Genomic DNA, 24,730 nt, shown 5'->3' on the forward strand with positions numbered 1-24,730 from the left:
CCCTGCGCGCAGACGTCAGTTCAGAGCGTGCAACGCGGCGACGGCCTGTGCTCCGCGATCGGCATCTCGGAGCGCGGTCGACAGCAGGTAACCGTCGGTGAGGGCGTCGCCGGTGACCATGACCCGCACCAGCTCGACGCCGCAGGCGCGACGCACCTCCGCGGCGCTGGCCGCGATCACTCGGGTGTTGATCTCGTCGTTGTGCGGCAGCTCGGCTCCCTCGAGACCACGGATCACGTCCCTCAGCGCGGCGCCGACGATGTTCGAGGCTCGCTCCTTGACGTTCACGACGTCGAGCTCGAACACCCGAAGATCGCTTCCCGTCGGTATCGGACGCCACTCGAACGAGGCATGCACGCGGTGCTGGTGTCCGCTCGCGCCGCTCATCTCTCGCGCGGGCAGATCGGTCGCACGGCAACGGACGTCGATGAGCTTGTACCAGTAGAACAGCGGGAATGCTCCGTGCGAGCCCGGGTCCAGAACGACGACTTCTCCGACAGCCCCGCCGCGGTTCCGCGGACGACGCTGCGGGCGGTTGCGGATGATCGGCTTGCCGTTGCGCGTCCGGATCGCCGCCCACCCCTCGTCGACGGTGACGATGAAGAGCTTGAGGAGGGCGGGGAGGACCAGAAGCGTGGTGAGGATCGCCGTTCCGGTCTTCAGCAGACCCGACATCCCCTTGCCGCCCAGCATCGTGAAGAGCATGTCCATGTCACCACTGTGCAGGGTCGCCGGGGTGCGGGGTGCCTTCGGGACGGGTCGGGCGGGGGAGTTCATGCGCTGTTCCGCGCACGTTACCCGCGGCGCTGTGCGCTGGATACGCACCGCTCAGGATTCGCCGCGGCGGGTCAGGCGAGGTCGGCGAGAGTGCGGGCGACGACGTTCTCGACCGCCGCGTGGCAGCGTGCGCGATCGGCATCCACGAGTCCGACACGGGTGCGCCTGTCGAGGACGTCATCGACGCTCATCGCACCCTCCGTGTGAACCGCGAACTCGACCTCCGCGGTGGTCAACCCCGTGGCGTCGTCGAGCACGTCGTCCGAGGCGGGCACTTCCCGATCGACGAGGCGCAACGACGCCGTGCGGCTCCGCCCCGACTGCAGTCCGCGGGTGCGTCCCGCAAGGTCCACGGCATCCTCGGCCATCCGACGGTAGGTGGTCAGCTTTCCCCCGAGCACCGTGACGAATCCGGCGGTGGATACCGTCACCAGATGCCGGCGAGAGACATCGGCGGTGGAGTCGGTCCCGCTGTCGACCAGCGGACGCAGGCCGGCGAACGCGCCCCGCACCCGATCGCGGCCGAGGGGAGCAGCGATCACGCGATTGAGGTTCTGCAGCAGGAAATCGATCTCCGGCTCCGTCGGCCGGGCGACACGCGGTACGACACCGGGGGAGTCTTCGTCGGTGAGGCCGACGATCACGCGGCCGAAGCCCTGCGGCAGCGCGAAGACGTAGCGACTGATCGATCCCTCGTGCGGGATGGCGAGCGCGGTCGACGGCGAACCCAGGTCGGCGGCGGCGAGGACGATGTGCGTTCCTCGGCTCGGGCGCACGTGGATCGTCTGATCGAGCGCACCCGCCCAGACGCCGGTCGCGTTGATGACGGCGCGGGCTCTGATGTCGAACCGCTCGCCCGTGGTCGTCTCCTCGACCGATGCGCCGTCTTCCCGCAACACGACCGCGCGGACGCGGGTGAGGATGCGAGCGCCAAGAGATGCCGCCGTGCGGGCGACGGTCGCCACGAGCCGCGCGTCGTCGACCAGCTGGCCGTCGAAGGACAGCATTCCGCCGCGGAGGCCATGCGGGTCGAGCGCAGGCACCAGGCGGGTGGCGGAGCGCGCGGACACGAGAGCGGGGGCAGGTAGCGTCGTACGGGTGGTGTGCGCGCGCATGCGGAGCAGATCTCCCAGCCCCATCCCGACGGCGCCCGCAGTGCGCTGGCGGAGCGTGACTCCGCGGGAGAAGGGCAGGAGCTGTCCGAGCGGGCGGATCAGATGCGGGGCGATCGTGGTCATCAGGAGATGTCGCTCGTGTGCGCTCTCTCGCGCGGTCGCGATGTCACCGGTCGCGAGGTAGCGCAGGCCGCCGTGCACGAGCTTCGAGCTGAATCGGCTGGTCCCGAAGGCGAGATCCTCGGCTTCGATCAGCGTCACACGGAGCCCGCGCGAGGCCGCGTCCAGAGCGACACCCACGCCCGTGATGCCGCCCCCGACGACGAGCACGTCGACCGTCTCGTCGGCTGCGCGTGCGAGTTCGATCCTCCGTCGCGCGACGTTGAGCGCGGATGACTCCCGGGTCATGGGCGGAGCAGCCCGTCGAGTGCGGCCCGCAGTTCGCGCTCCCACGCGTTCTCCGAGATGAGGTCTGCCACGGTGCCGTGGGAGAGGACCGCGGACTGTGCGATGAGCAGCAGCATGACCGCGATCTCCTGCGGTGGTCCCGATCTGACCGAGCCGTCGGCCTGTGCGGTGCCGATCGCCGTGGCGAGCCAGTCGAGGATCAAGCGCTGACTCGATCCCACCCGCTGCAGCGTGTAGCGGGTGAAGGCTTCGGGTTCATCGGCGAGCAGACGCCCGTAGAGGGTGTCATTGCGGAAGAGCGTCGTGAAATGGAGGACGTCGTTGACGAGGACCGTCCGGGTGCGCGCTTCCGCGGGGAAGGTGCCCAGGATGCCGTCGACGCGCCGCAGCAGCGCGGCGCGGACGACATCATCGGCATCGCTCCAGTTGCGGTAGATCGTGGGGCGACTGAGATCGGCGCGACGGGCGAGCTCGGCGATGGTGACGCCGTGCACGCCGCGACGCTCGATCAGGGCGTCGGCGGCGTCGAGGATCCGCGTCTGTGTCGCATCCCAGTGTGGTTGACGTTCTTCCATGATGTGTCACACTGTAACGCATGGGCCAAGACAGTGGCAGGGTCGATGCGGACCCGTCGATGAGATGGAACGGCTGGGGTGATCCGGCCAAGGCGAAGGACCTGCCCTTGGCGGTGCGCGCGCTGCTGCCGATGCTGCTGGGGCGAGTGCGCAAGCCCGGACCGGCGATCGAGCTCGCGCACGTGCAGCTCGATCCTCCGCGGCTGACCGCTGAGGATCATGCGGCGTTCAGCGCCGCGCTCGGCCCGACGAACATCGATGATGCCGTCGAGGCGCGCATCCGCCACGCAGGTGGGCGTTCGACACCCGACCTCCTCCGTCGTCGTGAGGTGCGTCAGGAGGCGCCGGATGCCGTCCTCCGTCCTGCCGATCACGAAGAGGTGCGCGCGTGCCTCGACATCGCGGTCGCGCGAGGGATCGCGGTGATCCCCTTCGGGGGCGGCACGAGCGTCGTCGGAGCGCTGGAGCCCGAGCGGGGCACGCATCATGCGGTCGTGAGCCTCGACCTGCGACGTCTCGGCGGTCTGATCCGGCTGGATGAGTTCAGCGGCGAAGCCCTGTTCGCGGCCGGGACGACGGGGCCGGAGGCGGAAGCATCGCTGTCCGCGCACGGCTTCGAACTCGGCCACTTCCCTCAGAGCTTCCGCTACGCCACGATCGGCGGATTCGCGGCGGCCCGGTCTTCGGGACAGAACTCGGCGGGCAACGGGCGCTTCGACACGATGGTGACCGGGATCAGAGTGGCGACGCCGACCGGCGACATCGAGCTCGGGCGCTCGCCCGGTTCCGCCGCAGGGCCAGACCTGATCAGGGTGTTCCTCGGCTCCGAGGGCATCTTCGGCGTGATCACCGAGGTACGGGTGCGGGTGCATCGGATCCCGCGCGACCGCGTGTTCGAATCCTGGTCCTTCCCCGACTTCACCAGCGGCGCCGAGGGGCTGCGGCGGGTCGCGCAGCAGGGCGATGGCCCCACCGTCATCCGGCTCTCCGACGAAGCGGAGACGGCGGTGAGTCTCGCGCAGGTCGGCAAGATCGGCAGGGCTCTCGCTAAGGGCGCCAGCGTGGTGACCGTGTACGAAGGTGACGGTATCGCCGAGCGGCGTGCCCGCGCCAGTATCCAGCTCGCTGCGGCCGGCGGAGTCTCGGCAGGTGAAGGGGCGGCGGAGGACTGGCTGAAAGGTCGGTTCGACGGCCCCTACCTGCGGGATTCGCTGCTCGACGCCGGTGTCTTCTGCGAGACGCTCGAGACCGCGACCACATGGTCGAACCTGCAGACACTGCGTTCGGCGGTCGACTCTGCACTCAAAGACGGCTTCGCCGACGCCGGGGCGAAGTCGTACATCATGTGCCACGTCTCCCACATCTACCCGACCGGGGCTTCCCTGTACTTCACCGTGCTCGCCGGCATCCGTTCGGACCCGCTCGGTGTGTGGAATGTCGTGAAGGCGCGTGTCAACGATGCGATCGTCGCGTCGGGGGGGACCATCAGCCATCACCACGCGGTCGGCAGGGATCATGCGCCCTGGCTCCGTGCGGAGATCGGCGAGACGGGCGTCCGTATCCTCCGTGCGATCAAGCGCGAACTCGATCCGTCGGGCATCCTCAACCCGGGTGCCGTGATCCCGATCGAGCGGACGCTCTGACATGGCCGAGCACATCGCCGTGCTCGCGAATCCGTTCTCCGGCAAAGGGCGGGGCGGGCGAGCAGCGGAGGCTGCTGTTCTGCATCTTCGCGATCGTGGAGTCGAGGTGCGGGCCTATGCGGGAGGATCCGCAGAGGACACCGCACGGCTCGCGGTCGCGGCCGTGGCAGACGATCCGCGAGCACTGGTCGTCGTCGGTGGTGATGGCACACTGTCCGGTGTGCTCGACACGGTATGTGCGGCATCGGTCCCCGTGGTCCTGGTCGCGGCCGGGACCGGGAACGACCTCGCCCGCGCTCTCGGACTCCCACGCAGCGACGCACGGGCTGCCGCCGAACTCGCTCTCACGGGCGTGCCTCGGTCGATCGACGTCGGCGTGGTCCGCACCGCGAAGGGCAGCAGGAAATTCCTGACCATCGCGGCGCTGGGTTTCGACGCGAAGGTCAGCGATCGCACCAACCGGCTCCGCTGGCCGCACGGTGCGCCTCGCTATTACCTCGCCCTGCTGATCGAACTCGTGCGGCTGCGTCCCATGGAGTTCACCCTCGCCATCGATGGCGAGCCGCCGAGAAGTGAGCCGGGTACGCTGATCGCGGCCGGCAGCACCTCCAGCTACGGCGGCGGGATGCCGATCTGCGCCGGGGCCCTGCCCGACGACGGGCTCCTCGACATCGTCCGTGTCGCCCCGTTGGGCCGACTGCGCCTGCTGCGTCTCTTCCCCCTGCTGCTCCGCGGGACGCATCTCGCGCGCGACGAGGTGGTGCATCGTCGTGGACGCTCCGTCACGGTGTCGGCTCCCGGCCTGGTGGTCTATGCCGACGGCGAGCGGATCGGCGAGGATGAGTGCACCATCGCGGTGCTGCCGGGTGCGCTCACGATGATGGTGCCGAAGGAGTGCGATGACTGAGTTCGACGAGGATGTCGTGGTCGTGGGTTCCGGATTCGGAGGTTCCGTGGCCGCTCTGCGACTTGCGGAGAAGGGCTACCGCGTCCGCGTCTACGAGGCGGGTCGCCGCTTCGACGACGATGACTTCGCGAAGACCAACTGGAACGTCCGCCGGTACCTGTGGGCACCAGCGCTCGGCTGCTACGGTGTGCAGCGCATCCACCGACTGCCGCACGTGATGATTCTGGCGGGCGCCGGGGTGGGTGGCGGATCACTCAACTACGCGAACACGCTGTACCAGCCGGGGGCGGCCTTCTTCGCGGACCCCCAGTGGCAGGGCATCGCGGACTGGGAGTCCGAGCTGGCGCCCCACTATGCCACGGCGAAGCGGATGCTCGGCGTCGTGGAGCGCTACCCGCACACGGGTCCGGTGGAGCGGATCATGGCCGGCGCCGCGGACGACCTCGGCGTCGGTGCGACGTTCCGCCACGCGCCCGTCGGGGTCTGGTTCGGGAAGCCGGGGGAGCGCACGCCGGATCCGTTCTTCGGTGGTGAGGGCCCTGATCGCACCGGTTGCACCCTCTGTGGCAACTGCATGGTGGGATGCCGCGTCGGCGCGAAGAACACGCTCATGAAGAACTACCTGCCTCTCGCGGAGCGCCGAGGGGTCGCGATCGAGGCGCTGCGCACGGTCAGCGAGGTGCGAGAGCTCCCCGGAGGCGGGTTCGCGGTGACGACGCAGCGCAGCGGCGCCTGGTTCCGGCGGGCGCGGAGTACCGTGACCGCCCGGCAGGTCGTGCTGGCTGCCGGCACCTGGGGCACGCAGCAGCTGCTGCATCGGATGAAGGAGTCCGGAGCCCTGCCGCATGTCTCGACGTCGATCGGCCGTCTCACGCGCACGAACTCCGAGGCGCTGGACGGCGCGGTCGCCACGAGCGTCCCGGAATCGCTCGAGCTCGCCCGGGGCGTCGCGATCACGACCTCGTTCCACATCGACGATCGCACGCACGTCGAGAACGTCCGCTACGGTCCGGGATCGAACCTGATGGGCGCGCTCGCGACCGTCATCGTCCCCGGCGGTCGGCCGCTCGGGGTGCGGCTGCGCAGTCTCATCGCACAGCTGCTCCGCTCTCCGCTGCGGCAGTACCGACTCGGGAGCCTCCGCCGATGGAGCGAGCGCGGCATCATCGCGCTGGTGATGCAGACCGCCGACAACTCGCTCACTCTCTCGCTGCGCCGCCGATTCGGCCGCCTCGTGATGACGAGCGCGCAGGGGCACGGGCAGCCGAACCCGAGCCACCTGCCCCAGGCCCACACCGCGGCGGCGGCGATCGCCGCGCGGGTCGAGGCGGACGGCGGAGTGCCTGCGGCTGCGCGCGGATCGTGGCCGGAGGTGTTCGGCATCCCGCTCACGGCGCACTTCCTCGGAGGCGCGGTGATCTCGGCGTCGCCGGCGGAAGGGGTCGTCGACGCATATCACCGGGTCTGGGGGCATCCCGACCTGCACGTCGTCGACGGGGCGGCCGTTCCCGCGAATCCCGGCGTGAACCCCTCGCTCACGATCACCGCGCTGGCCGAACGCGCGTTGTCGTACTGGCCTCGTCGCGGTGACGAAGACCCCAGACCGGCTCAGCCCGCGAGCTGAGTCTCGGCGATCGGGGCCTGCGGCGCAGGGTCTTCGCACAGTGCCCGTGACGCGGTCCAGTACCAGCCGTACGCGACACTGAGGGCGCTCACACCCAGGAGCGGCAGCGCGATGTACGGCTCGGAGGTGTGCGTGCTGATGCGGCGGACGACGAAGCGCCCCACCGGATTCGCCAGGAATCCTGTGGAGCGCTTCGCGGGATGGCGTCCGACGATCAGCGGCTCTCGACGCCGCGGATCTGCGGGGTGTGGAACGAGCCGCCGAAGGCCCGCTCCGAGGCTCCCTCACGGTCGAGGTACGGTGAAGCACCACCGTCGATGAACGGCCAGCCGGCGCCGAGGATCAGGCACAGGTCGATGTCCTCGACCTCGGGCACGACGCCCTCGTCGAGCATCAGCTTGATCTCCTGCGCCAGACCGTCCTGCACACGCTGGAGGATCGTCGCCGCCGTTGCGGGATTCTTGCCGACGGCGGGCTTCAGAACCTTCTCCGCCTGCTTGCTCCAGCCGACGACGCGCCCGCCCTTGTCCTTCTCCACGACGGTGTCGAGCTCCGCGAGCGCATGGAAGTTCTCGTTGGCGTAGAAGCGGTCTGGGAAGGCCTTCACCATCGTGTCCTGCACGTGGGCGGCGACCTTCCAGCCGACGAGGTCGATCAACTGGAACGGGCCCATCGGCAGGCCGAGCGGGCCGAAGGCCTTCTCGACATCGGCGATGGGGGTGCCCTCGTAGACGGCGCGAGCCGCCTCGCCCATGACCTTGGCGAGCAGTCGGTTCACGACGAAGCCGGGGGCGTCGGCGGTGAGGACCGCGTTCTTTCCGAGGTTCTTCGCGACCACGAACGCCGTCGACAGAGCGGCATCGTCCGTCGCCGGTGTCTTCACGATCTCGATCAGCGGCATCACCGCGACAGGGTTGAAGAAGTGGAAGCCGACCAGGCGTTCGGGGTGAGCGAGCTTCGATCCGATCTCCTCGACGGAGAGCGACGACGTGTTGGTCGCGAGGATCGCGTCCTCGGCGATGATCTTCTCGATCTCGCCGAACACCTGCTGCTTGACCCCGACCTCTTCGAACACGGCCTCGATCACGAAGTCGCAGTCCGCGTACAGGCTCTTGGCGGTGGTGCCGGTGACGAGCGCGCGCAGCTTGTTCGCCGAATCGGAGTCCAGGCGTCCCTTCGCTTCGAGCTTGCCGATCTCCTCGTGGATGTAGGCGACGCCCTTGTCGACGCGTGCCTGATCCAGGTCGGTGATGAGCACGGGCACCTGGAGCTTGCGCACGAAGAGCAGTGCGAACTGGCTCGCCATGAGACCGGCGCCGATGATGCCGACCTTGGTGACCTTCTTCGCCAGCGCCTTGTCGGGAGCTCCGACAGGTCGCTTCGCGCGCTTCTGCACGAGGTCGAAGGCGTACATGGATGCAGCGAACTGGTCGCCCGTGACGAGTTCGGCGAGTGCCTCGTCCTCGCGGGCGAAGCCTTCGGCCTTGGTGCCGCCCTTGGCCTTGTCGAGCAGGTCGAGGGCCGCATACGGCGACTTCGGCATGGTGCCGATCTTCGACTCCAGCATCCCGCGCGCCATCTTGATGGCGATCGGCCACTTGGTGAGACGCTCGATCTTGCCGGGCTCGTTCTTGCGCTCGACCTTCTTGCCACCCAGGACGGCATCCGCCCAGGCCAGCGAGTTCTCGAGGTAGTTCGCCGCAGGGAAGATCGCGTCGAAGATGCCCAGGTCGAACGCCTGCTGCGGCTTCAGCATCCGGTTCTGCTTGAGCGGGTTGGAGATGACGACCTCGAGGGCGTTCTCGATGCCGATCAGGTTCGGCAGCAGGTAGGCGCCGCCCCAACCGGGGATGATGCCGAGGAAGACCTCGGGCAGAGCTACCGCCGCAGCAGAGGAATCGACGGTGCGGTAGCTGGAGTTCAGGGCGATCTCCAGGCCGCCACCCAGTGCGAGGCCGTTCACGAAGGCGAAGGACGGCACACCGAGGTCGCTGAGCGTGCCGAGGACCTTGTGGCCGAGCTGCGCGATCAGGCGGGCGTTGTCGCGCGATCCGACCTTGCTGATGTCGGACAGGTCGGCGCCGGCCGCGAGGATGTACTGCTTGCCGGTGATGCCGACAGCCTGGATCTCGCCGGCCGCGGCTCGCGCCTTGAGGCCGTCGAGCGTCTCGCCCAGCTGCGTAAGCGTCGCGGGACCCAGCGTGTTCGGACGCGTGTGGTCACGGCCGTTGTCGAGCGTGATCAGCGCGAGCACCTTGCCGGACGCGAGACGGATGTCGCGCACCGGCGACTGCGTGATGACCTCGCCCTCGGTGAGTGCCTGGATGGGGGAGAAGTCGATCTCGTCGTAGTTGGTCACTTTCGCGCTCACTTCTTCTTCTTGCCGTCGTAGTGCGGGTTCTCCCAGATGACCGAACCGCCTTGACCGAGACCGACGCACATGGCGGTCAGACCGTAGCGGACGTCGGGACGCTCGGCGAACTGCGCGGCGAGCTGGATCATCAGACGCACACCGGATGCCGCGAGCGGATGGCCCAGCGCGATCGCACCGCCCCACTGGTTGACGCGGGGGTCGTCATCGGCGATGCCGAAGTGGTCGAGCAGGGAGATCACCTGGATGGCGAATGCCTCGTTCAGTTCGAACAGCCCGATGTCGGCGATCGTCAGTCCGGCCTTCTTGAGCGCCTTCTCGGTCGACGGAATCGGTCCGATGCCCATGATCTCCGGCTGCACGCCGGCGAACGCGAACGAGACCATCCGCATCTTCGGCGCGAGTCCGAACTCCTTCACCGCGCCACCTCCGGCGAGCAGCGACATCGTGGCGCCGTCGGTGAGGGGGGAGGATGTGCCGGCTGTGACGCGGCCGTGCGGGCGGAACGGCGTCTTGAGAGCCGCAAGGTCTTCCATCGTGGTGTGCGGGCGACGGCCCTCGTCCTCGGTCGCGAGACCCCAGGCGCCATCGGCACCCTTGGTGGCGACCGACACGAGGTCGGGCTGGATCTTGCCGGCGTCGTACGCCGCCTGCACCTTGTGCTGGCTCAGCATGCCGAACCGGTCGGAGCGCTCCTTGGTCAGGTGCGGGAACCGGTCGAAGATGCGCTCGGCGGTGACACCCATGTTGAGTGCACCGGGGTCGACCATCTTCTCGGCGACGAAGCGCGGGTTCGGATCCGCGTTGCCACCGATCGGGTGATGACCCATGTGCTCGACACCGCCGGCGAGGGCGAAGTCGTACATGCCGACGCCGATCGAGGCTCCCATGGTCGTGACGCTCGTCATGGCGCCGGCGCACATGCGCTCGACCGCGAGGCCGGGCACGGTCTGCGGAAGCCCGGCGAGGATCGCCACCGAGCGTCCGAGCGTCAGCCCCTGGTCGCCGGTCTGGCTCGTCGCGGCGATCGCGACGTCATCGATGCGGTCTGCCGGGACGGCGGCGTTGCGCTCCATCAGGCCGATGGTCGCCTTCACGGCGAGGTCATCTGCGCGGGTGTTCCAGTACATGCCTTTTTCGCCGGCGCGCCCGAAGGGGGTGCGTACTCCATCGACGAAGAAGACGTCCGAGATCTCGGCCACTCTGCCTCCAAGTTAGTGCGTGGCCTCAGTCTATGAAGCCCGCGAAACGGGGAGGAATCGGTTGGGTCGAACCTACGAAGCCGGTGCGGGCGTCGTGTCGGGCGTTTGCGCCGCCTCTACAAAGGCGGCAGCGATCTTCTGTGCGGTCTGTGCAATCTGCCAGGGCCGGGCACCCAGCGCTGCCAACGCATCCGCGATCGCCTCGGGGGTTTCACCGGGCAGGTCCCAGGCCACGCGGCGCAGGTGCTCCGGAGTGAGGAGGTTCTCGGTGGGCATGCCCAGTTCCTCGGCGACGGCCTCCACGATCGGACGGGCGGCCTTGAGTCGTGCATCCGCTTCGGGATTCCGATCAGCCCACGCGCGAGGGGGCGGAAGGGTGTCGCTCGGAACGCGTTCGCGGGGAAGCTCTTCCGACGCCCTGCCTTCGACGATCGCCTGCCACCAGCGGTCGAGCTGCGTGCGGCTCGCGCGGCCCTGGAACTCCTTGAGGCCGGCCAGCGCCTGTTTCGACTGCGGGTTCGCCAGCACCGCCGCCACCAGGGAGCGGTCGGGCACGAGTCGTCCGGGGGAGACGTCCTGCTCCTGCGCGTACGCTTCGCGTGCCTGCCAGAGGGAACGGGCGACGGCGAGGTTCCGGGCTCCACGCACCTGGTGCAGGCCGCTGAGGCGGCGCCAGGGATCTTCGCGCGGCGGTTTGGGAGCGCGGGCGAGGGTGGCGGCGAACTCTTCGGCGGCGAACTCGGTCTTGCCCTGCTCTTCGAGCTCGAGAACGAGGACGTCGCGGACGTCGATCAGGTGCAGCACGTCGAGGGCGGCGTACTCGAGCCAGGAATCGGGGAGCGGGCGTGTCGACCAGTCGGCGGCGGAGTGCTCCTTCTTGAGCATGATGCCCAGCGTGTCCTCGACGACGGCACCGAGGCCGACACGCTCGTGGCCGAGCAGGCGCGAGGCGAGCTCGGTGTCGAAGATCACCGGCGGTTCGAGGTGCAGTTCGCGAAGGGACGGCAGGTCCTGGCTCGCCGCGTGGAGCACCCACTCCACGTCACCGATCGCCTCCTGGAGAGGTGCGAAATCGCCGATCGCCGGCGGGTCGAAGAGGAAGAGGCCGGCCTCGCGACGGAACACCTGCACCAGATAGGCGCGCTGCGAATAGCGGAAGCCGGACGCCCGCTCGACGTCCACGGCGACGGGTCCGGTACCGGCGGCGAGCACGGCGCAGGCTGCGCGGAACTCCTCGGCATCCGAGATCACGGAGTATTCAGTCACGTACAGCCTTTCGCGCGCCGATCACGGCGATGCCCTCGGAGCCGGGCGGAAGCCCCGCCAGCATTCCGACCAGCTCGGCCCATGCTTCGACGTGCGGTCGGAACGGGCCCTCCGGAGTCCAGGACGCCCGCAATTCTATCTGGGCGCCGTCTCCTTCGACGGCGAGCCCGCCGAATCCCTTCGACAGCGTCTTCGTCGACGTGCCCGATTCCGAGTGATAGACCGCTTGGCGCGAGTCGAGAGCATCGACCAGCCATGACCACGTCACGTCGGCGAGAAGCGGATCGGTGCCGATCTCGGTCTCGAGCGGCGCCTGCGCGAAGATGACGATGCGCCACGAGCCTCCCCAGGCTCCCGGCTCGTCCGGATCGTGCAGCAGGACGAACCGGCCGGTGCCGTACACGGACTCGCCGTCACCCTCCGGGCGCACGTCGGCGGCGAGGGCGATGGCGAAAGGCGCGAGGCCCTGTGGCGTGGCGATCTCGCGCACCGTGATGTCATCGCGGAACTCGGTCTCGCGCAGTTCGGCCACGGCGCTCTCGAAAGGCGTCCCGGCCTCGGGGTGTGCGGTCACGGCAACAGGCTAGAGTCAGGAAGCGATGAAGAGTCTCAGGCACGCCGTTACGCTCCTTGTCCCTGCCCTGTTCGCGTTCGGAGCAGCGCTCGCTCTCGTCGTGTTCGCCGTGGCGCGTCGGGTCGTCACGCCCATGCGCCGCGCGACCGACACGGAGATCCTCTCGGTCGACACGGGTGCCCAGACCATCGAGCTGAAGCGCACACCCGACACCGAGCTTCCCGGTCGCTACGGCCTGTTCACGACGGGCACCTACGGCTACGTCAAACTCGGGGCGGTGCTCAGCGCCGATGGTTCGGCCGTGCGGCGCAAGCTCCTCACCCAGATCGAACCCGGCGCACGTGTCGATCGTGCCGCGGCCTTCAGCGGCTACTACTACTCGTCTCCGAGCGAGCTCCATCTGCGCTGGGAGAACCTGCTGATCGGCTCTCCCGCAGGGCCATGCCCTGCCTGGTACTTCCCGGCGTCGTCGTCGACCTGGGTGATCCAGGTTCACGGACGCGGAGCGACCCGCGCCGAGTGCCTGCGGGCGGTGCCGGTGCTGCACGCCGCGGGGTTGCCGAACCTGGTCGTGTCGTACCGCAACGACGGCGAGGCCCCGCGCACGAGGACGGGTGCCTACGCCCTCGGAGCCTCGGAGTGGCGTGACGTCGACGCCGCCATCGCCTATGCGCTCCGACACGGCGCCGAGCGGGTGATCCTGATGGGCTGGTCCATGGGGGGCGCCGTATCGCTGCAGGCCGCAGTGACGTCCGGCCACCGGGAGCGCATCGCCGGGATCATCCTCGAGTCTCCCGTGGTCGACTGGCGCACGGTGCTGCGGTTCCAGGCGAAACTGGCCGGCGTGCGTGCGCCGCTGCCGGAACTCGCGATGGGGGCACTCCAGATGCCTCTGACCGCGCGCCTGAGCGGAGCGGACGAACCGATCCACTTCGATCGTCTGGACATGGTCGCTCGTGCCGACGAACTGACCGCGCCCGTGCTGATCCTGCACAGCGACGACGACGGCTTCGTGCCGGCGGATTCATCGCACGCGCTGCAGGAGGCACGTCCGGATCTCGTGACGATGCCGAAGTTCACGGTGGCACGCCACACGAAGCTGTGGAACTACGACCAGACCGGCTGGACGATCGCGATCACGGACTGGCTCGAAACACAGGCTCTCAGCGCTTCTGGCTGACCTGGTTCTTCGCCCGCATCAGCATCCCGGTCATGCCCCCGATGCGCAGAGGGGACACGGCCTTCGTGAGACCGATCGACTGCGGGTAGTCATTGGGAATCGCGAGCACCTCGTCTGCGGTGAGGCCGGTGAGACCCTGCACCAGGATGCTTGCGAACCCGCGGGTCGTCGGAGCTTCGGGCGGGGCTGTCGCGTGCATCGTGACGATGTCATCGTTCACCTCGACATGGATGTACACCGGCGACTGGCACTCCGCGACGCGCTCGTACATCTCCGGGTGGGCCGCGACCTCGTCGGAGACGTCGGGAAGCTCGTCCGAGAACTCGAGCAGCAGCAGGAGGCGATCGGGCTCCGGGGTCTCCAGGAAGCCGTCGCGGATCTCGGCGAGAGTGTCAGGAACGTCGCTTGTGCTCATCCCTGTCATTGTCACATGTTCAGAGTGTGCCGGGCTCGGAACCGGTGACGATGGGCACGCGTACCGCGCTGCCCCACTCTGTCCAGGATCCGTCGTAGTTGCGCACGTTCTCGAAGCCGAGGAGGTGCTTGAGCACGAACCAGGTGTGGCTCGACCGCTCGCCGATCCGGCAGTAGGCGACGACATCATCCCCGTCGCGGAGCCCTGCGCCGTCGCGGTAGATCGCGTCGAGCTCCGCACGGCTGCGGAAGCCGCCGTCCTCGGCCACCGCCTTCGCCCACGGCACGCTCTGCGCGGTCGGGATGTGACCGGCGCGGAGGGTTCCCTCCTCGGGATACGCGGGCGCCGTCGTGCGCTCTCCGCTGTACTCCTCTGGGGAGCGCACATCGATCAGCGGGCTGCCGATGTGGGCCAGGACGTCTTCCTTGTATGCACGGATGATCGAGTCGTCGCGCTCGACGACGGGGTACTCCGTGGGCGGCCGGTTCGTTGCCTCACGCGTGAGCTCGCGCCCCTCGGCGATCCACCGATCGCGTCCGCCGTCGAGCAGACGCACGTCTTCGTGGCCGAACAGCGAGAACACCCAGAGGGCGTAGGCGGCCCACCAGTTGTTCTTGTCGCCGTAGATGACGACCGTGTCGTCGCGTGCGATGCCCTTGCGGCTGAGCAGCTCGGCGAAGCCCTCGCCGTCGACGTAGTCGCGCACGACCGGGTCGTTGAGTTCGGTGTGCCAGTCGACCTTCACCGCGCCCGGGATGTGGCCGGTTTCGTAGAGGAGCACGTCTTCGTCGGACTCGACGACCACGAGTCCAGGAGTCCCCAGCCGTTCCGCGAGCCACTCGGTGGTGACGAGCCGGCCGGGTTCGGCGTACTCGGCGAACTTGGGGGAGGAGGAATCGAACTCGATGGCCATGGGATCTCCGAAGCGTTTGAGCGGACGAGGGTGCGGCTGCAGACGGCGTAGTGTTGATCCGTCCCTTCGACGATAGATCCCCGCCGAGCACCCTGCGCCCGATTCGTAAGACTTCGACACAGGTGAGCACCTGATTCAGGACCGTGATGACCGACCCGACCAGCCGCACGGGAATCGTGCACCTCACCGAGCGCCAGCCGACCGTCAGCGGACCCGAGATGCTGGCGAGCCTGGTGCCGCCGCCGCAGTTCGACACCGCGACGTTCGACAGCTATCGCGCCGATCCCGCATATCCCTCGCAGGAGGAGGCGAAGGAGACGCTGATGCGCTTCGCCGGGCGCGGCACCCCCGCGAAGCGCGGAGGGCTGTTCAGCCGGGCGAAGAAGGAGCCCGAGCTGAAGCCCGGCGTCTACCTCGACGGTGGTTTCGGCGTCGGGAAGACGCACCTGCTCGCCTCGATCTATCACGCGATGCCCGCCCGCCGGAAATACTTCGGCTCGTTCATCGAGTACACCGCCCTGGTCGGCGCACTTGGCTACAAGAACACCGTCGATCTGCTCAAAGGTGCCGACCTGCTGTGCATCGACGAGTTCGAGCTCGACGACCCGGGCGACACGATGGTGATGACCCGCCTTCTGGGAGAGCTCGTGCCGACGGGGACCCGGCTCGCCGCGACCTCGAACACCCCGCCGAACGCGCTCGGCGAGGGGCGCTTCGCCGCACAGGACTTCCTGCGCGAGATCCATGCGATGTCCGACAGCTTCCAGACGCTGCGCATCGATGGCGTCGACTTCCGCCAGCGCGCCCTCGACGGACACGCGGTGGTGCTCGACGACGACGCGTACGAGACGGCGATCGAAAGGGCCGGCGCTGCGGGCGCAGCGTCGGACGACCGGTTCGACGACCTGATCCGTCATCTCGCGCAGGTGCACCCCTCGCGCTACATCAGGCTGATCGACGGACTGGGAAGCGTGGGCCTGCGCGGCGTGCGCCAGCTCACCGATCAGTCGGAGGCGCTGCGCTTCGTCGCGTTCGTCGATCGTGTGTACGACGCGCAGATCCCGATCGTGGCCACCGGGCTCGGCCTCGACGCGGTCTTCTCCGACGAGATGCTCGCCGGCGGGTACCGCAAGAAGTACCTCCGCGCCATCTCCCGACTCAATGCCCTGACACATTCTGCGTAAGCCTGCAGGCGCGCGTAACGCGATGTTCACGGGCGGAGCCGCGCTGTAACAGCGGGGAAACAAACCTCACGCATTGACGAAACCGCAGGTCGTCACACTGAAGCTCTCAATTACTTCGGATGTGAGGTTTTCCTATGGATGCTCCCGGCAACATCTCGTGGGCGATCACCGCGACAGCGCTGGTGCTGCTCATGACGCCCGGCGTCGCCTTCTTCTATGGCGGTCTCGTCAAGGCGAAGAGCGTCGTTAGCATGATGATGATGAGCTTCGGCTCCATCGGACTCGTCGCCGTGCTCTGGATTCTCTTCGGTTTCTCGATGAGCGCGGTCGACAGCCCGACCGCGTTCGCTGGCAACCCCTTCGCGGACTTCGGGCTGTCGAGCCTGGCGGCCGGTGAGGGCTCGAACGTCGCGCTCCTGGGGGTGGCCTACGGTGCCACATTCGCGATCATCACGGTCGCGCTGATCTCCGGAGCGATCGCGGATCGTGCGAAGTTCGGCAGCTGGCTCATCTTCGCCGGCATCTTCGCGACCGTCGGCTACTTCCCGGTCGCCGCGTGGGTCTGGGGCGGTGGCTGGATCATGAACCTCGGCACCACGCTCTTCGGCGAGGACAGCGGCATCGGCGTGATCGACTACGCCGGCGGTACCGCCGTGCACATCAACGCGGGCGCCGCGGCTCTGGCACTCGCCCTGGTCCTCGGCAAGCGCATCGGGTTCCAGAAGGGCATCCTGAAGCCGCACAACGTGCCGCTCACGCTCCTCGGGGCCGCCCTGCTGTGGTTCGGCTGGTTCGGTTTCAACGCGGGAGCGGAATGGCTGGCCGAAGACATGGGCGGCGTCGGACTCATCGGTCTGAACACCCTGGGCGCCACAGCGGCCGCCATCCTCGGCTGGATCCTCGTCGAGAAGATCAAGGACGGCAAGCCCACCTCGGTCGGTGCAGCGTCCGGTGCCGTCGCCGGTCTGGTCGCGATCACACCGGCCTGCGCCAACCTGACGCCGGGTTGGGCTCTGCTTCTCGGCGCACTCGCCGGTGTCGTGTGCGCCCTCGCGATCGAGTTGAAGTTCCGCCTCGGATTCGACGACTCGCTCGACGTGGTCGGCATCCACCTCGTCGGCGGTCTCATCGGAACGCTGTACCTCGGCTTCTTCGCCACCGAGACGGGACTGTTCGTCGGCGGCGACGCCCGCCAGCTCGCCGTACAGCTGATCGCGGCGCTCGGAGTGCTGATCTACTCCTTCATCGTCGCGTTCATCATCGGCTTCGCGATCGAGAAGACCATCGGCTTCCGCGTCACGAACGAAGACGAGATCGCCGGTGTCGACCAGGTCGTGCACGGCGAGGAGGGCTACGCACTCGCAGACGCGTGATCAGCGGTTAGGGTGACCGTGTGAGCAAGACCAACGGCATCCTGGCAACACTCGCGGAGATCCTGCTCAAGGCAGTGGGCTCCGGCCGGGCGTCTCGGACATCAGATCCGAGACGCCCGGACGCGCGTCTACGGACCCCACAGGAGCGCCCGACGCCCGCGGGTGGCGGCACCGACCCGGGACGGGCGCGCGGCACCGACACCGTCCGCATCGATCCGGATCGGATCACGCACCTGCAGGTCGGTTATGCACCGCAGCGGGACGGCGCACCGGACGCGGGAGAGATCGTCTGGACCTGGGTTCCCTACGAGGAGAACGACGGTCGCGGGAAGGATCGTCCCGTGCTCGTCATCGGACGGGAGTCCGCAGAGCGCGTGTACGCGGTGCGGATGACGAGCAAGCCCCATGACGGTGACCGCGACTATCTGTCGATCGGTACGGGCGACTGGGACTCTCAGGGTCGAGAGTCCTGGGTGGATGTCGAGCAGCTGTACAGCGTGCACGAGCGCGGGTTGCGGCGAGAGGCCGCCGTTCTCGATCGGGGGCGCTATGACCGGGTCGGAGCGGCTCTCACGCGGCGCTACGGGTGGTCCGTCGCGGGCTGAGCGTCGGGAACGCCTGCAGCACCATCTCCACGAGCTCCGCCAGCGGTCGGGTCAGCGGGTCGGTGGCGGGGAGTCGGGTGTCGAGCTCGATCTCGTCGATGGCGGCGGCGAGCTGCTCCGCCGTGAGGTTCTCATGGTTCACCGTGACGCCGATGACCTTCGTGTCGGCGAAAGCCTCGATCAGGGCGATCTCACTCGTGACCGTCGGCATCGCGACCATCGGGAAATCGCCCAGGACCGTCCGGCCCGGGGCGTGCTGCACGATGACCCCCGCAGGCTGACTGCCGCGGAGGATGTGCGCCGAGGTGATGTATGCGGGGTGGCTGAGCGCGCCCTGGCCCTCCACGATGATGACGTCCGGGTCTTCGCCTTCGAACGCCGCGACCACCTGGTTCTCGACCTCACCCGAGCAGAACTGGGGCACGAGGGCGTCGAGCGCGACGCCGTAGCGGCCGCCCTGGATGATCGTGGTCTGTCCGGTGCCGACCATCACGGCGTGGACGCCACGATCGTTGAGGGCCTTCACGAGGATCGTCGCGGTGGTGCGCTTGCCGATCGCGCCGTCGGTCCCGAGGATGGTGATCCGCGGACAGGTCACGTCGAAGATGCGGCCGGAGAACAGATGGAGATCCTTCTTGTCCCGGGGGCGACGGATATCGGTGATCGTGACCTGGGCGAGAAGGGCAGCCGCGACGAACTCGGCATCGTCGGTGAGGAACTCGTGCAGGCCGTTGATGATGTGCATCCCGCGGGCGATGCCGTCCAGCAGCACGGTGCGCTGGTCGGCGGAGAGCAGCCCATCAGCCGGTGCGACACCGCAGATCAGGTAGTCCGGCACGTGACCTGCATGCGCGATCGCCGTCGGGAGTCCGTCGAGGATCGGGATGTCGTTCGCGAGACCGTCCAGGAGCACCCCGGCGTCCGCACCCGCGTGGGTGCTGTCGATGACGCTGAGGATCTCGTACTTCTCCGAGTGTCGGACCAGACCGTTCGCAGTCTTGCCGTCCTGCTCGCCGAACTGGCCCTCGCAATACACGATGGCCGTGGTGCCGACGGGGAGGGCGATGGGCGCCGCCCAGGCGTGCGCAGGGTCGAGAAAAGAGGGGACTGACGGGGTGGGCATGATGCTCCTCGGGCTCACACAGAGGAGGCGACGGAGAACGAAATGACCCAGGAGGCCCGTTGGTCGACGAGAAGTCTTCCCTGATGCCGGCGAGATACCGGCATGCTCAACGTAGCAGGGCTGCCTGGGACCGGGCCGCGAGTGTGCCGTCGAGAGACTCGAATCGAGCTCTCCGGCCCGCAGTTCGATCGTTCTCCGGGGCGGGGAGGCAATCCGATCCGGGGCGGGCTTCGAACCAGTGGTGAGTCGCGGAAGCGGCGCCACACAAGGAGGAATCATGCGTTTCATCCCCACCAAGGTCCATGGAATTCTCGACTACATCGTCGGCGTCGCGTTGATCGCCGCTCCCTGGCTGTTCGGCTTCGCGAACGTGGGCGGAGCGGCGGTCATCATCCCGATCGTCCTCGGTGTCGGGCTGATCGTGTACAGCCTCTTCACGAAGTACGAATGGGGTCCCTTCGGTTTCATCCCGATGCCCGTCCACCTGGTGTTCGACATCGTCGCCAGCCTCTTCCTCGCCCTCTCGCCGTGGATCTTCGGGTTCGCGGGCGAGGCGCTGAACGTCTGGCTCCCGCACGTCGTCGTCGGCGTCGCCGTGATCGTCGTGGTGCTGTTCTCGCAGCCGCAGCCGGCGACCACCAGGGGGCATGCGGCCACGGCCTGATCCCCGCAGAGACGCGGTGCCGGGCGACTGGACTTCCCGAAGCGGTCGCCCGGCATCGTCATGTCCTGGCGCAGGTCACGAGGCATCGAGACCGCGGAGCGCGTTGCTCAGCCATCGCCCGTAGAGCAGCCACGGCTCACCCTCGCGGCGGAGGGCGTCGACGTGCGTCCGCAGATCGTCCGTCAACGTGAACCACTCTCCGCCTTCGCGGACCGAGGCGAACTCGCGGTGTCGCTGCTGCTCGACCGGGCGTCCGCCTCGCTCGAAGGCGAGGAGCTCGTCGTGTCGGATGCTCGCCAGCCGTTGTCGCGGTCGTCGGCTCGTGCCGATCTTCACCCGACGGTCGAAACGGATGTAGTAGACGATGTCGATACGGGGGAGCGGGAGATCGGCGTCGGGGACGTCCCCGTAACGCCATCCGCAGGAGGCGCAGCGCCAGGAGTCGTCACCGCGGGCACCGACCGTTCCTCCGCAGAGGGTGCACGGGCCCGGGAGAGCTTGTTCCTTCGACACCGTGGCAGGCTACGCGCCCCCTCGGACACCTGCCTCTTCTGCGGTGCGCGCCGCTCGCCTACTCTCGAACGGAGGATGAAGGGATCGGCGATGACGACGACGCGGAGGGCGCAGAGGACGCCGGCCGATCCGCGTGTCGCCGCGGTCGCTCGCGGGGCGGGCGCTCTCGTCTCGACTGCTCTCGTCTCGACTGCTCTCATCGCGATCGCTCTCGCCGCGTGCGCTCCGACGTCCCCCGCCTCGTCCTCTCCCGCGCCGCTCGCACCCTCGCCGTCCGCCGGATCGGGAAGCATCGTTCCGGGGCGCGCGTCCACGGTCGCGGCTGGACTGGAGGCCCCATGGTCCATCGCCTTCTTCGGGAGCACGGCGCTGATCAGCGAACGGGACACCGCCCGCATCGTCGAGGTTTCCGGCGACGGGAGGCTTCGCGAGCTCGGGATGATCGACGGCGTCGCGCCTCGAGGAGAGGGGGGACTGCTCGGTATCGCGCTGCGGGACGATTGGCTGTACGCGTACTCGACGGCTGTCGGCGAGAACAGGGTGCAGCGCTTCGCGTTGTCGGGGGCGCCGGGTTCGTTCGAGCTCGGCGAATCCGAGACGATCCTCTCCGGGATCCCCGCCGCCGGGAATCACAACGGCGGACGCATCGCGTTCGGCCCCGACGACATGCTCTACGTGACGGTCGGCGACGCGGGCGACCGTGAGGGGGCTCAGGATCGGGACTCGCTGGCCGGGAAGATCCTCCGCATCACACCGGACGGGGACGTGCCGGAGGACAACCCCTTCCCGGGATCACCCGTCTACAGCCTGGGCCACCGCAATCCTCAGGGCCTGGCGTGGGACGACGAGGGCACGCTCTACGCGAGCGAGTTCGGCCAGGACACCTGGGACGAACTGAACGTGATCGAGGCCGGTGGGAACTACGGGTGGCCGACGGTCGAGGGCATCGCCGATCATGACGGGTTCGTCGATCCGGTCCAGCAGTGGTCGCCGGACACCGCGAGTCCGAGCGGCATCACGATCGCGTCGGGATCGATCTTCATCGCGAATCTCCGTGGAGAGCGGCTCAGGGAGGTGCCGCTCTCCGACGTGCGCACCGCCGGAGAATACTTCGTCGAATCGCTCGGGAGGCTTCGCGACGTCGTGGTCGCGCCAGACGGGGCACTCTGGGTTCTCACGAACAACACGGACGGGCGGGGCGATCCCCGCGAGGGCGACGACCGGGTCCTGCGTATTCCGATCGAGTAGCGCCACGGAGGGCGGCGACGCGCGACGACGGGCGGCATCGAGGCAATCCTCTTCGTCCGAGCGCGAGAGGTGCAGGCGCGGGGCAGTGCGCCGATGGCTCCGCACACACGCCTTGTCGACATCTGTGCGGAGCCATCGATGATCAGATGATGTCGCGCCCTTCGCGTCTCGCCTCCTTGGCGTCCTTCACGAAAGCCCGAATCACGACGGTGAGCACCCCGACGACGATGATCGGCCACACCAGCACGTACGCGGTCAACAGAATGGTCTCCATCAGGCGTCCTTCCCGGCGAGCGTGACGTCGCCCTTCACATCGGCGCTTCGCGTGATGTCCCCGGTGTCGAAGCTGCCGGTGCGCTCCTTGATCAGGTCGAAGTCGAATCTCCGCGTCCGGTTCGTCATCGTGAGGGCGACGCAGACCAACGTGCTCACCGCGTATGCGACCAGTGACCCCGACAACACCGGGTACTGGTGCAGGAAGCCGATCGCGAACGGCGCCGACACCAGCGTGGCCAGCGTCCCGACCACAAGCGCCACCCGCAGACCGAAGAAGCCGAACGACATCAGGGCCAGGACCACCCCGATCCCGACGACGGAGAGGACGTCACTCGCGAGACCCCAGCCCCCCGACAGGGAGATCCACTCGAAACGCACGGGCAGGAACGCGGCGAGCGCGGCGATCACGGCGATGCTGAACGCGGAGTTCGTCACGCGGTCCCAGTAGAAGCTCGCGATGACGGGAAACACGAGCGCTCCCCACAGTGCACCGACGAACACCAGGAGGTCGAGGATGTTGAACTGCATCGATGCGAAGCCGAGTGCCGCGGCGGTTGCGCCGATCATGGTGAGTCTGCCGATGAGCAGCATCGTCTTCGGGTTGGCGTTCTTCTTGCCCGCGATGTTCTGCCCGTAGATGTCAGCCATCATGATCGACGAGAGAGCCGTCATGTCGGCATCCGCGGTGGACGACAACGAGCCGATGATCATGACGAAGAACACGCAGATCAGCAGCGGGGGCAGGTATGTCGAGGCCATCTGCGGGATCAGATTGTTGACGTCGCCGTCCATCGGCTGGATCCCTGCGTACAGGGCGAGCACTCCCAGCATGCCGATCCCGATGATAGACGCGCCGTACCCGAATGTCGCGGTGACGAATGTCTTCTTGATCAGGTCCTCTCGCACGGCGAACAGTCGTTGCGCGATGGTCTGGTTGCCGATCGCGTAGGCGAGCACCGCGGCGATGTAGGGAGCGCCCTGGTTGAAGAACGCGTCGGAAGAGAAGAAGTCGCCCTGCTGCGGGGTGAGGTTCGCTGCGCCGGTGACGAACAGCTCGGGGCCACCCGCGGCGAAGAAGATCACCGGAACGATGATCGCGACGGCCCCCAGCATGGCGATGACCTGCGCGAAGTCGGTGAGCACCGACGCCCTGAAGCCCGACCACAGCGTGTAGGCGAGCACGCCGATCGCGATGGCGACGATGCCCTGTGTGAAGGTGAACGGCGACAGCATCGAGACGAGCGCGCCTCCGGCGATCAGATTCGACGTGAGGCTGATCAGGCTGCCGAGCACATTGGAGCCGGCGAGCATGAGCTGACTCGAACGTCCGTGGCGGGCGAACATGACCTCGGCGATGGTGTGCGCGTGGGGTGCGACCGTGCGGATGCGGCGCCCGAAGGGATAGATGAGGAGGATCATCAGTGCACCCCAGAGGCCGTAGTGAATGGGGCCGGAGATGCCGTAGGTGTATCCGGATGTCGCGGAGGCGTACATCGAGGATGCCCAGATCCAGGTAGCGGTCATCGAGGCGGCGGAGATGCCGAACCCGATCTTGCCGCCACCGGTCATGTATCCGTCGGCGTTCTCCTTTCTGCGGGAGATGCGGATGGACATGTAGAGGCTGCCGCCGAAGAACAGCAGCATGAGCAGGATCACGACCGGTCCTGACAGTGTGTGGAAGTCTTCCACCGGGTACTCGCTTTCTCGTCTTGGTGCGGCGATGCCGCCTGTCGATGGAGAAGGAGTCCCGCTAAGTGGGGGAGTAGTGCGTCGTCTGGTGTTGAGGGTTCTGCGGGGAGTGGAGAAGGGTCGGCATGGCGAGAACGAACCTGGACCACTGAGGCGCATCACAGCACACAGACGAGTAGCCCGGGGTGCGGCTCCTTTCGAGGACGTCCGTTTCCGGGCGCACCGAACAGCGGTGCATCCTCGAACGGGATTCGGTGATCGCGTGGTCGCCGGTCGGCGTCTGACACGTGAGATCGCGGCGGAGCCACGACCATCGCTCAGGGGGTGAGAGCGTCTCTCGACCATAGCAAGTTCCCAGGAACGCCGCCGGGGGAGCGGGCAGGGGATGAAAAAGCCCCCGGGAGAACCGGGGGCGGGGCGGTGTGGTGGGCGATACCGGACTCGAACCGATGACCTCTTCCGTGTGAAGGAAGCGCGCTACCAACTGCGCCAATCGCCCATACCCGTGGGGTACGTCAACCGATACTACCGGACGCTCGGAGGCCTCGCGGACCACTCGGCGAGACACGCGCGAGATTCGCTGCCGGTTTGGCGGAGTGCGGATCTTCGGCTAATGTTTCATGAGTGCCCGGGACAACCGGGAACGAAATGCGGATGTAGCGCAGTTGGTAGCGCACAACCTTGCCAAGGTTGGGGTCGCGAGTTCGAGTCTCGTCATCCGCTCGAGTGCAGTAGGTCTTCTTCGGAAGGTCTGCCGCACGTGGGGTCAATCCACACGGTGGCGTGGCCGAGCGGCTAGGCACCGGCCTGCAAAGCCGTTTACACGGGTTCGAATCCCGTCGCCACCTCACGGAAAATTGAAAAGCCCCAACGGGCGCGATTGGCGCAGCGGTAGCGCGCTTCCCTGACACGGAAGAGGTCACTGGTTCGATCCCAGTATCGCGCACACTGAAACCCCCGGAACTCCGGGGGTTTTTTCGTGTCTCGAAAGTCTCTCGTACTCCGAGGATGTCGCGCCCATCGGTTCCCGAAGCAGGCCGTTCCTCGTCGGGGGAGTGCCGCCCGCCGCTGCGGGCGTGCCCGGA

Annotated in this window: 23 protein-coding genes and 4 tRNA genes; 12 read left to right on the forward strand and 15 right to left on the reverse strand. The window is 67.8% G+C overall.

Annotation, left to right across the window (positions count from 1 at the left end; genetic code table 11):
• Positions 1–15: 15 nt before the first annotated feature.
• The 3 genes from MicroSTF_RS01955 to MicroSTF_RS01965 all read right to left on the reverse strand — a co-directional run bounded on the left by MicroSTF_RS01955 (position 16) and on the right by MicroSTF_RS01965 (position 2,875).
• The gene (locus MicroSTF_RS01955) at positions 16–777 is read right to left on the reverse strand and encodes an SPFH domain-containing protein (protein ID WP_231494445.1); all 762 of its coding nucleotides are present in this window, start codon (positions 775–777) and stop codon (positions 16–18) included.
• 71 nt (positions 778–848) lie between these two features.
• The gene (locus MicroSTF_RS01960; protein ID WP_322953230.1) at positions 849–2,300 is read right to left on the reverse strand and encodes a glycerol-3-phosphate dehydrogenase/oxidase; all 1,452 of its coding nucleotides are present in this window, start codon (positions 2,298–2,300) and stop codon (positions 849–851) included.
• Positions 2,297–2,875, reverse strand: a complete 579-nt coding sequence (locus tag MicroSTF_RS01965) for a helix-turn-helix domain-containing protein (RefSeq protein WP_322953231.1) — start codon at positions 2,873–2,875, stop codon at positions 2,297–2,299. Before MicroSTF_RS01965 ends, MicroSTF_RS01960 begins: the two co-directional genes overlap by 4 nt.
• Positions 2,876–2,895: 20 nt before the next feature.
• On the opposite strand from MicroSTF_RS01965, the gene MicroSTF_RS01970 reads away from it, so the two are divergent.
• From MicroSTF_RS01970 to MicroSTF_RS01980, 3 genes are read left to right on the forward strand one after another with little or no spacing between them, the layout of a single operon-like run.
• Entirely contained in the window at positions 2,896–4,518 is a 1,623-nt protein-coding gene (locus MicroSTF_RS01970; protein WP_322953233.1) for an FAD-binding oxidoreductase, read from the forward strand.
• Between the two features lies 1 nt (position 4,519).
• Complete coding sequence (locus MicroSTF_RS01975) at positions 4,520–5,425, forward strand: YegS/Rv2252/BmrU family lipid kinase (RefSeq protein WP_029265314.1); 906 nt, start codon at positions 4,520–4,522, stop codon at positions 5,423–5,425.
• Entirely contained in the window at positions 5,418–7,049 is a 1,632-nt protein-coding gene (locus MicroSTF_RS01980) for a GMC family oxidoreductase (protein ID WP_322953236.1), read from the forward strand. Before MicroSTF_RS01975 ends, MicroSTF_RS01980 begins: the two co-directional genes overlap by 8 nt.
• Here the strand turns inward: MicroSTF_RS01980 and MicroSTF_RS01985 are convergent.
• The 5 genes from MicroSTF_RS01985 to MicroSTF_RS02005 form a co-directional block, all read right to left on the reverse strand.
• A complete protein-coding gene (locus tag MicroSTF_RS01985; protein WP_322953238.1) occupies positions 7,034–7,213 on the reverse strand; it encodes a hypothetical protein in 180 nt (59 codons plus the stop codon). The genes MicroSTF_RS01980 and MicroSTF_RS01985 overlap by 16 nt on opposite strands.
• Positions 7,214–7,263: 50 nt before the next feature.
• A complete protein-coding gene (locus MicroSTF_RS01990; protein WP_322956304.1) occupies positions 7,264–9,408 on the reverse strand; it encodes a 3-hydroxyacyl-CoA dehydrogenase NAD-binding domain-containing protein in 2,145 nt (714 codons plus the stop codon).
• 8 nt (positions 9,409–9,416) lie between these two features.
• The gene (locus MicroSTF_RS01995) at positions 9,417–10,622 is read right to left on the reverse strand and encodes a thiolase family protein (RefSeq protein ID WP_322953240.1); all 1,206 of its coding nucleotides are present in this window, start codon (positions 10,620–10,622) and stop codon (positions 9,417–9,419) included.
• Positions 10,623–10,694: 72 nt separating this feature from the next.
• On the reverse strand, positions 10,695–11,888 hold the full coding sequence (locus MicroSTF_RS02000) for a ribonuclease D (RefSeq protein ID WP_322953242.1): 1,194 nt from the start codon (positions 11,886–11,888) through the stop codon (positions 10,695–10,697).
• A complete protein-coding gene (locus MicroSTF_RS02005; RefSeq protein WP_021200668.1) occupies positions 11,881–12,462 on the reverse strand; it encodes a DUF3000 domain-containing protein in 582 nt (193 codons plus the stop codon). Before MicroSTF_RS02005 ends, MicroSTF_RS02000 begins: the two co-directional genes overlap by 8 nt.
• Before the next feature lie 25 nt (positions 12,463–12,487).
• Between MicroSTF_RS02005 and MicroSTF_RS02010 the strand changes: the two genes are divergently transcribed.
• The gene (locus tag MicroSTF_RS02010) at positions 12,488–13,642 is read left to right on the forward strand and encodes an alpha/beta hydrolase family protein (protein ID WP_322953245.1); all 1,155 of its coding nucleotides are present in this window, start codon (positions 12,488–12,490) and stop codon (positions 13,640–13,642) included.
• Here the strand turns inward: MicroSTF_RS02010 and MicroSTF_RS02015 are convergent.
• Positions 13,626–14,057 (reverse strand): SufE family protein, encoded by a 432-nt coding sequence (locus tag MicroSTF_RS02015; RefSeq protein ID WP_021200666.1) that lies wholly within the window; start codon positions 14,055–14,057, stop codon positions 13,626–13,628. The genes MicroSTF_RS02010 and MicroSTF_RS02015 overlap by 17 nt on opposite strands.
• Positions 14,058–14,076: 19 nt before the next feature.
• Positions 14,077–14,970, reverse strand: coding sequence for a sulfurtransferase (locus MicroSTF_RS02020; protein ID WP_021200665.1), 894 nt, complete (start codon positions 14,968–14,970; stop codon positions 14,077–14,079).
• A gap of 146 nt (positions 14,971–15,116) precedes the next feature.
• Here MicroSTF_RS02020 and zapE point away from each other — a divergent pair, with 146 nt between their 5' ends.
• From zapE to MicroSTF_RS02035, 3 genes are all read left to right on the forward strand, one after another.
• Positions 15,117–16,154 carry a cell division protein ZapE gene (gene zapE, locus MicroSTF_RS02025; protein WP_029259286.1) on the forward strand — a complete coding sequence of 346 codons (1,038 nt, stop codon included), beginning with the start codon at positions 15,117–15,119 and terminating at the stop codon, positions 16,152–16,154.
• A gap of 134 nt (positions 16,155–16,288) precedes the next feature.
• Complete coding sequence (locus MicroSTF_RS02030; protein WP_021200663.1) at positions 16,289–17,527, forward strand: ammonium transporter; 1,239 nt, start codon at positions 16,289–16,291, stop codon at positions 17,525–17,527.
• Positions 17,528–17,547: 20 nt separating this feature from the next.
• On the forward strand, positions 17,548–18,132 hold the full coding sequence (locus tag MicroSTF_RS02035) for a type II toxin-antitoxin system PemK/MazF family toxin (protein WP_021200662.1): 585 nt from the start codon (positions 17,548–17,550) through the stop codon (positions 18,130–18,132).
• Here MicroSTF_RS02035 and MicroSTF_RS02040 read toward each other — a convergent pair.
• Positions 18,098–19,255 (reverse strand): DUF1611 domain-containing protein, encoded by a 1,158-nt coding sequence (locus MicroSTF_RS02040; RefSeq protein ID WP_322953251.1) that lies wholly within the window; start codon positions 19,253–19,255, stop codon positions 18,098–18,100. The two genes, MicroSTF_RS02035 and MicroSTF_RS02040, sit on opposite strands and share 35 nt — an antisense overlap.
• A 277-nt stretch (positions 19,256–19,532) precedes the next feature.
• On the opposite strand from MicroSTF_RS02040, the gene MicroSTF_RS02045 reads away from it, so the two are divergent.
• Positions 19,533–19,919 carry an SPW repeat domain-containing protein gene (locus MicroSTF_RS02045; protein ID WP_021200660.1) on the forward strand — a complete coding sequence of 129 codons (387 nt, stop codon included), beginning with the start codon at positions 19,533–19,535 and terminating at the stop codon, positions 19,917–19,919.
• A gap of 75 nt (positions 19,920–19,994) precedes the next feature.
• Here MicroSTF_RS02045 and MicroSTF_RS02050 read toward each other — a convergent pair whose 3' ends face one another.
• The gene (locus MicroSTF_RS02050) at positions 19,995–20,432 is read right to left on the reverse strand and encodes a GIY-YIG nuclease family protein (protein ID WP_021200659.1); all 438 of its coding nucleotides are present in this window, start codon (positions 20,430–20,432) and stop codon (positions 19,995–19,997) included.
• 90 nt (positions 20,433–20,522) lie between these two features.
• Between MicroSTF_RS02050 and MicroSTF_RS02055 the strand changes: the two genes are divergently transcribed.
• Positions 20,523–21,680 (forward strand): PQQ-dependent sugar dehydrogenase, encoded by a 1,158-nt coding sequence (locus MicroSTF_RS02055; RefSeq protein WP_322953255.1) that lies wholly within the window; start codon positions 20,523–20,525, stop codon positions 21,678–21,680.
• 142 nt (positions 21,681–21,822) lie between these two features.
• Here MicroSTF_RS02055 and MicroSTF_RS02060 read toward each other — a convergent pair whose 3' ends face one another.
• The 3 genes from MicroSTF_RS02060 to MicroSTF_RS02070 all read right to left on the reverse strand — a co-directional run bounded on the left by MicroSTF_RS02060 (position 21,823) and on the right by MicroSTF_RS02070 (position 24,144).
• Positions 21,823–21,954, reverse strand: coding sequence for a putative transporter small subunit (locus MicroSTF_RS02060; RefSeq protein ID WP_021200657.1), 132 nt, complete (start codon positions 21,952–21,954; stop codon positions 21,823–21,825).
• Positions 21,954–23,600: a sodium:solute symporter family protein gene (locus tag MicroSTF_RS02065; RefSeq protein WP_322956306.1), complete on the reverse strand. Its 1,647-nt coding sequence runs from the start codon at positions 23,598–23,600 to the stop codon at positions 21,954–21,956. Before MicroSTF_RS02065 ends, MicroSTF_RS02060 begins: the two co-directional genes overlap by 1 nt.
• A gap of 468 nt (positions 23,601–24,068) precedes the next feature.
• Positions 24,069–24,144: transfer RNA gene (locus tag MicroSTF_RS02070), tRNA-Val, on the reverse strand.
• Between the two features lie 151 nt (positions 24,145–24,295).
• Here MicroSTF_RS02070 and MicroSTF_RS02075 point away from each other — a divergent pair.
• From MicroSTF_RS02075 to MicroSTF_RS02085, 3 genes are all read left to right on the forward strand, one after another.
• Positions 24,296–24,368: transfer RNA gene (locus tag MicroSTF_RS02075), tRNA-Gly, on the forward strand.
• 54 nt (positions 24,369–24,422) lie between these two features.
• Positions 24,423–24,493: transfer RNA gene (locus MicroSTF_RS02080), tRNA-Cys, on the forward strand.
• Between the two features lie 26 nt (positions 24,494–24,519).
• Positions 24,520–24,591 (forward strand) — tRNA-Val (locus MicroSTF_RS02085).
• Positions 24,592–24,730: the final 139 nt, after the last annotated feature.

The sequence above is a fragment of the Microbacterium sp. STF-2 genome (assembly GCF_034650155.1).
Classification (GTDB): domain Bacteria; phylum Actinomycetota; class Actinomycetes; order Actinomycetales; family Microbacteriaceae; genus Microbacterium; species Microbacterium maritypicum_A.